The following is a 6,796-nucleotide window of genomic DNA, read 5'->3' as shown; positions in this document are numbered from 1 at the left end:
AACAAACAATATACATATGAAAATTATTTTGAGAAATAGTGCTTTAGCGATAATAGCCGCCTTGTTTTTCGTGGCATGTGGTGATAAAGAAGAAAAAGAAGGTACAACCATCAGCGGAACTGTAGAAAACCCGCAAGATAAGGGAGTAATTACTCTGGCTAAAATCAGTGCAGGAAAAAGAGAAGTTGTAGATACTCTTTATTTGGATGCAAATAATACATTCGAAACTACAGTGCAAACTTCAGGTCCTGAGTTTTTCCAAGTGAATTTTTACAATAGTCAGGTAGCGACTTTAATCGTAAATGAGGATGATCTGCAGATTGTAGCAGATGGAGGAGATAGAAATGGAAAGCTGGAAATTACAGGTTCTCAGGACATGGAATTCATGGCAGAATTGCAGGATATCATGAAAAAGCAGACTGAGGAAGTACAGGAAATCAATAAGGAATTCATGGCAGCTAGAAAAGCTGAGGATGAAGAGAAAATGAAAAATATTCAGGACGATTTCCTTTTGATGCAGGAAAAGAAGAAGGAAAACATAAAGAAAAAAGTAGAAGAGATGTTACCTTCTTTAGCGGCTATACAAGCCATGAATTTCTTCAATCCAAATGAAGATTTTGAGTTTATGAAGTCTGTGGCTGATAGAATAGCTGAGGCACATCCTAATTCAGATATGGCTTCTTTTTATAAAAAGCAAATGGATGATATGGCGAAAATCTCAGTAGGAGCCCAAGCACCTGATTTTAGCATGCCAACTCCAGAAGGAGATACTGTAAGCTTGAAAGACTTCAGAGGAGATTATTTATTAGTTGATTTCTGGGCAGCATGGTGTAAGCCTTGCCGACAGGAAAATCCAAATATTGTGGAAGCTTACAATAAATATAAAGATGAAGGTTTTCAGATTCTAGGTGTTTCATTAGACAAAAAACGTGAAGATTGGTTGAGAGCTATTGAAGCTGATAATTTAGAATGGACTCAGGTTTCTGAATTGAAATATTGGCAAACCCCAATTGTTCAGGAATATAAAATTAATGGTATTCCATTTTCTTTATTGCTTGATCCTGAAGGTAAAATTGTAGCTAAAAATTTAAGAGGAGAAAGACTTCATGAAAAATTAGCGGAGATTTACGGAAGTTAACCAATCTGAATTATTTAATAATAGAAGCCCTGTTTCAAATGCGATTCAGGGCTTTTTTGTTTGATTTCGGAAGGAGAGTTTAATTAGATTACTACATTAGATTAGAGCCTAAGCCTGCGAAGACGGGTATCTGGCCATAGTAGGTGACTTATCGACTGAAAGTAGAGGTGCCAGCGGTCATGTTGTCATTGTTCATTCAGCCCTTTTGAGACTCAGTTAAAAGACGATGGCATGAGGAATATTCAATTCTCTATTAATTTAATGTTGACAGATTTTTATACTAATGTTACTAAAGGTATTATATCACCTAAATCCTTATTAATTGTTTAACAGCGGGTTAAACATGTATTAATAATCAATGATGACCTTTAGGAAACCAATAGAGGTCATGATAACACATTATAAAACTTTAGTCATATCCGATGTACATCTTGGTACAAAAGGTTCGAAAGCAAAAGAGTTAGTAAAATTTCTTAAGCAATGCAGTTGCGACAGATTAATATTGAATGGAGATATTATTGACGGATGGCAGCTCAAAAAATACGGTACCTGGAAAAGAAAGCATACACGCTTTTTCAACAGAATCCTTAAAATGATAGAGGAGCACAAAACCGAAGTTATCTATTTAAGAGGGAATCATGATGATTTCTTAGATCAAGTGCTTCCTTTTAAAGTGGGGAATCTTACCATTACACGCGATTTAATAATCGAAAGTAATGGTAAAAAATTCTATGTAGTGCATGGTGATATTTTTGATTCTATCACCACCAATCTCAAATGGGTAGCTAAATTAGGAGATGTGGGCTATACCTTTTTATTATGGGTGAATTCTCAATACAATCAATATAGAAGAAGAAAAGGCTTGCCATATTATTCGTTAAGTCAGGTAGTAAAATCAAAAGTAAAATCTGCAGTTTCTTATGTAGATGATTTTGAAAAACAACTTGTTGAGATCGCAAAAATTAAAGATTGTGATGGTATTATCTGCGGACATATCCATCAGCCTGCTTTAAAGGAGATTGGAGGCTTGATTTATATGAATTCGGGAGATTGGGTAGAAAGTATGAGCGCTTTGGCAGAAGATAAAGAAGGTAATTGGTCTTTGGTTTATTATGCCGATACTTCAGCTTACAAATCCAACCATAAGAAAATGGAAGGAATCAATCTTGATCAAAAAACAACATTAGAAACAGAAGAAATAAATCTACGAAAAAAGACTGCATAATAAATTTTTGCTGAAAAGGCTTTATATTCGAATATGGCTTTAATCAGTAAGAAGAAAAAGATATTTCCTGTAAGTAATAATTTGTTGAAGTATCTGGAAAAACATGGGAGGCAGCTCGATATCCCCATTAAATACAGTGATTTAACTAGAGCGAATAATGCTATTCCGCTTTATGATAGTGAGGATAATGATACCTTATGGGAAACCTTGTTTTTTCCTCAAGACGATATGAAGCATATTTATTATGGGTTAAAGAATATATATGCAATACTTAAAGCAGATGGTGATTTGTCTGTAATGGAACACCTTTATGTGGATAGAGTCGATGCCTGTACTTACGGAAATACATATCCTTTTCGCGTAAGAATAGTAAATCAAATAAATGATAATTTCGATTATTTCTACATTAAAAAAGCTGATGCTTCCAGAATTTATGGATTAGAATTGGAACATTTACTTTCTCCTAACAGAATGAGTTATATCGTAAATGGAGATACTTTAATTGAAGAACATATTCCAGGCATACCGGGTGATCAATTTATCAGAAATTACATGAATGATGGTAAACTGAATAAAATCCGTTTGGCAAAAGAATTTGTAAAGTTTACCGAAAGATGTTTTGTACGATTGTTGGGCGATATGCATTCAAGCAATTTTGTAATTGATATCACACCTGATTTTGAAGAAATCCATTACAGAATTAAAAGCATTGATTTTGATCAGCAGTCTTATGAGGGCAGAAAAGCGGTTTATATGCCACAATATTTCAAACAGAATAATCCGATCATTGAATTGGGTTTGGAGCTGATGACACCCGCCACGGTTAAGCAATACCAAAAGGAAGAACGCTCTTTAATCGTGAATAGAATGAAAGCTTCTGATCTTAACTTAAAGGAACTGATGAAAGCTATGAGAAAAGATGTAATTTCAATTCCCGAAAATATAGCCAGTCTTAAAGCAGAATTAGCAGAACATTATCAGCACCAAGATTTTAATAATTGTAAAACTATGGGTGATATTGTAGCCGAAAGCCTACAATATTTAAGAGTTCATAATTAAGCTTAAATCATTATTTTTAGCTCTTTTTCATTGAGAAAGTATGGACTATTTTGACTAGCGAATTAGAATGATTTTTTGATTTAAAGCATCTGTAACTTCTTGCAAGAACCTCTTTATCATTGGATATTCTTCAGGCATATAAATGACTTGGTCGTAATCGATAGTATATTCAATTTTCAAGGTGTTCCCCATTTTTTTATATTGATACATGAGCTTTCCTTTTCCGTCTTCCAAAGCAATACTCTTGTCTGAAGGGTATTCTAGAACGGTCCAGCCATCTGGTATTTCATAAGAATAACTAGCTTTTCTGATTAAAGGCGTATAAAGTGTAAGTGGATTTTGACGTTTTTCAGCTTGAAGTGGATTTTCGCTGAATTCATTTAATACCACAGGAGAAATTTCCATATAATTTTTTGCAACAGAGTCTGCAGGTCTCACGAATGATAAGTATTCTTTTAAAAATTTATTTTCATCGAAACCGTCATTTACCTCATGTTTTTTGATGTTCCAATCCATATTCTCAAATATGGTTTCAATCAGATAGTCATTATAAGTTCTGTTGCTGTTTAAAAATCGTGAGTCGAAACCATATACAGCATAACCTTCTCTTTTTACTTCATAAAGTCCTTTTATAGTAGCAGTATCCGATACTACAAACTCAGCAGTGACCATTTCTTTGTCTTCGAATTTGAAGTTCAAAGGCACAAATCCTGGTGCTTTCTGTGAAATGACTAATCCACCGTTATTAATGTAATTAGGTGGAAGCATATTAAATAATAGGTTTTTATCGAAAGCATCTAAGAAATAATTTTCACCATTATATCGGATCATGCAAACGTATACGTCAAAGAGTTCGAAATAAGGGTTCTCAGGATATGTAGGTCTGTTTTCCAGAGAACTCAAAGCTATTAAGTAAGCATCAAATCCTGCTTGATTAAGCATTTTAATTAAAAGCATATTGATTTGCTGAGGAGTGCCTCTCCTTGCTTTATACACTTCTTCTAAGCTTTTATCCTTATAAGATACATCAACAGTAAAATTATTTCGGATAAAGAAGTAAAAACCTTTAATAACATCCATTTTAAATAATTCAGGATGATATATTCTGTTGATTTCTTCTTGTAAATAACTGCTCCTAGAATAAACTTCTCTAAAAAAAGGCGAACCTGCCCAGTTGTAGGCTAATTCCTCATAATTTTGAGGCAGTAGAAATTCTGTTGATTGTTTCGGTAAGGTGTATTCTGCTAATTTGAATTTTAGTTTTGAAATAAAATAATTATAACCAGGAATATCAGCTTCCTCTACATAGGATGGGATGCTATCCATTTTGAAATCTTCTATAAGGACTTCCGTTTGCTTGCCCTTCACCATTTTTTTAACCGTTCTTCGGTCAAAATCACCCAAACTTCTGGAACCTTCCAAATATTTATAAAACAGTAAATAATTAGGAATCTCTGTAGTGTAAGTTGACCTTACTACAGGAATGTCATTTTGGAAATACCAGCTATTTAATTGCTGCCAATCAGCAATTTTAATTTGATAAGTATATTCAATTATGCTTCCGATTTTAGCATTTGGTAGAGAAAAGTAATTTTCTACCACACCATTTTTGGTCTTTTTTCTAATTTTGGAGGTGTCTAAACTGTCAATAACCAAAGAATTATTTTTATCTAGATTATAAGTACTTCCTTTTATAAAAAGCAGTGAATCATTCTCGATGTGGGGGATCATAACATTGGCCCACTCTAAGCCCTCTTCTCTTAAAATTTCAATTTTGGTGGTGTGTGTAAATATTAATTCGAAATTTTCATTATACCTACTGTATCCACTATCTAACAGGATAATAGCTTCAGCATCAATGCCAAATGCAGAGTTTTCTAATTGAGTGCTTTCCTGAGCTAATATTTGAAAAGAAAAAATGAAGGATAAAAAAGTACTTAGTAATATCTTCTGCATTTTGATTCAATTTAGTTGATAGACAGTAAATTTCTTTTAATAAAACTTTTAAAGCAATTATTATTCCAAAGTAATATAAGAATTCTATGAAACGATGAATAATTCATTCAGTTGAGATAGATTTAAAACTCTTAGAAAATAGATTTTAATTTGCTTAAACAATCAATTTCATGCGTAACACTAGACTTATGTTGTTCTTTTTTGGGATTAAAATAAATAGTATCCATACCAAAATTTCTAGCTCCTAGTATATCCGTTTGCAGATTATCACCAATCATAATGCTTTCGTGTTTCTTTGCATTCGCAGTATCAATTGCGAATTTAAAGATAGAAGACATAGGTTTTTTATAACCAGCGTCATCAGATGTTACCACAGTTGAAAAGTAAGATTGTAGTTTAGATTTTTCTAATTTTAGTTTTTGAACATCATTAAATCCATTTGTTAAAATGTGAAGTTGATAATTTTCTTTTAAATAGTCTAGCACTTCAAAAGCATAAGGTATTAAGTGAGGTTTTGTAGGACAAAGCATCAAATATTCATCTGATAATTTATTGCTCAAATCTTGATCATCAATATTAAAATGATTTAATATTTTTAAAAATCGTTGTTCTCGGATAGTATCTCGGGAGATTTTATTTTTATTAAATTCTCTCCAAAGAGATTGATTGACCTCGTCAAAACACAAATTAAAATGATCACTATTGCCTACTCCCAAGTTCTTGAGTTGATATTTTAAAAACAATTCCCCCAAAGCTTCATTTGAATTTTTCTCATAATCCCAGAGTGTATGGTCTAAATCGAAGAAAATATGTTTGTATGAATTTATTTTATCCATTTTTTACTGTGCAGTTTGTTTAAAGCTAGCGTCCTATTGGAGTACATCACTTTAAAAGTTTCTAAATCTTTCTGTAATTGTTGATCTTTTTCAACAAATTTCAATGTCTGTGCTAATAAATCTTTAACTTCTTCTTTTACATAGTAGAATACCCATTGATCAACTTTCTTTGAATTTAACACGCCATTATTTTTTAAATAAGTTAAATGCCGAGAAGTTTTTGCTTGGGTGAAATCCAAAATTAACTCCAAATCTGATATGCACATTTCCTGATTCTGATGTACTAAAAATAGCACACGCAATCTAGAATCTTCTGAAAGACATTTATAAAATTGTACACTGAAATTTAAAGTAAAGTTCTTGAGCCTCATCTAAATTAGATCATATTCAAGTAAAAGTAATAAAGGAATAATGAACTATTGCATCAATAATTAAATTATCAACCTGAGTTCGATTCTTATTTAGGATTCAGAACGTCTATAAATAGTGAGTTTCAACTAAAAATTCTGAAACAATAGCAGGCTATTGCAAGGGGTTTTTAGGAAGAAAATCGCTGTTTATAGGCGGAAAGGGGAAAACTTT

General features: G+C 32.4%; 6 protein-coding genes. 3 read left to right on the top strand and 3 right to left on the bottom strand.

Annotated features, from left to right (window positions below):
• The 3 genes from Q0L29_RS03625 to Q0L29_RS03615 form a co-directional block, all read left to right on the top strand.
• On the top strand, positions 1–1,138 hold a 1,138-nt coding region (locus tag Q0L29_RS03625; RefSeq protein WP_296619171.1), incomplete at its 5' end, for a redoxin domain-containing protein.
• A 388-nt stretch (positions 1,139–1,526) separates the two neighbouring features.
• Entirely contained in the window at positions 1,527–2,363 is an 837-nt protein-coding gene (locus tag Q0L29_RS03620) for a UDP-2,3-diacylglucosamine diphosphatase (protein WP_296619170.1), read from the top strand.
• Between the two features lie 33 nt (positions 2,364–2,396).
• Positions 2,397–3,422, top strand: coding sequence for a hypothetical protein (locus Q0L29_RS03615; RefSeq protein ID WP_296619168.1), 1,026 nt, complete (start codon positions 2,397–2,399; stop codon positions 3,420–3,422).
• A gap of 54 nt (positions 3,423–3,476) precedes the next feature.
• On the opposite strand, the gene Q0L29_RS03610 is transcribed toward Q0L29_RS03615, so the two are convergent.
• From Q0L29_RS03610 to Q0L29_RS03600, 3 genes are all read right to left on the bottom strand, one after another.
• Positions 3,477–5,378 (bottom strand): DUF3858 domain-containing protein, encoded by a 1,902-nt coding sequence (locus tag Q0L29_RS03610; RefSeq protein ID WP_296619166.1) that lies wholly within the window; start codon positions 5,376–5,378, stop codon positions 3,477–3,479.
• 131 nt (positions 5,379–5,509) lie between these two features.
• Positions 5,510–6,214, bottom strand: a complete 705-nt coding sequence (locus tag Q0L29_RS03605) for a YjjG family noncanonical pyrimidine nucleotidase (protein ID WP_296619165.1) — start codon at positions 6,212–6,214, stop codon at positions 5,510–5,512.
• Positions 6,202–6,585 (bottom strand): metalloregulator ArsR/SmtB family transcription factor, encoded by a 384-nt coding sequence (locus Q0L29_RS03600; protein ID WP_296619164.1) that lies wholly within the window; start codon positions 6,583–6,585, stop codon positions 6,202–6,204. Before Q0L29_RS03600 ends, Q0L29_RS03605 begins: the two co-directional genes overlap by 13 nt.
• Between the last annotated feature and the right edge of the window lie 211 nt (positions 6,586–6,796).

The organism is Marivirga sp., from assembly GCF_024636815.1.
GTDB lineage: Bacteria > Bacteroidota > Bacteroidia > Cytophagales > Cyclobacteriaceae > Marivirga.
Note: the sequence above shows the minus strand (reverse complement) of the source record. Positions and strands in the feature narration are given on the sequence as shown.

Bases quoted from the DNA above. Each gene is read 5' to 3' on its own strand.
- Q0L29_RS03620 (WP_296619170.1), top strand. From the start codon at position 1,527: ATGATAACACATTATAAAACTTTAGTCATATCCGATGTACATCTTGGT.
- Q0L29_RS03615 (WP_296619168.1), top strand. From the start codon at position 2,397: ATGGCTTTAATCAGTAAGAAGAAAAAGATATTTCCTGTAAGTAATAAT.
- Q0L29_RS03610 (WP_296619166.1), bottom strand. From the start codon at position 5,378: ATGCAGAAGATATTACTAAGTACTTTTTTATCCTTCATTTTTTCTTTT.
- Q0L29_RS03605 (WP_296619165.1), bottom strand. From the start codon at position 6,214: ATGGATAAAATAAATTCATACAAACATATTTTCTTCGATTTAGACCAT.
- Q0L29_RS03600 (WP_296619164.1), bottom strand. From the start codon at position 6,585: ATGAGGCTCAAGAACTTTACTTTAAATTTCAGTGTACAATTTTATAAA.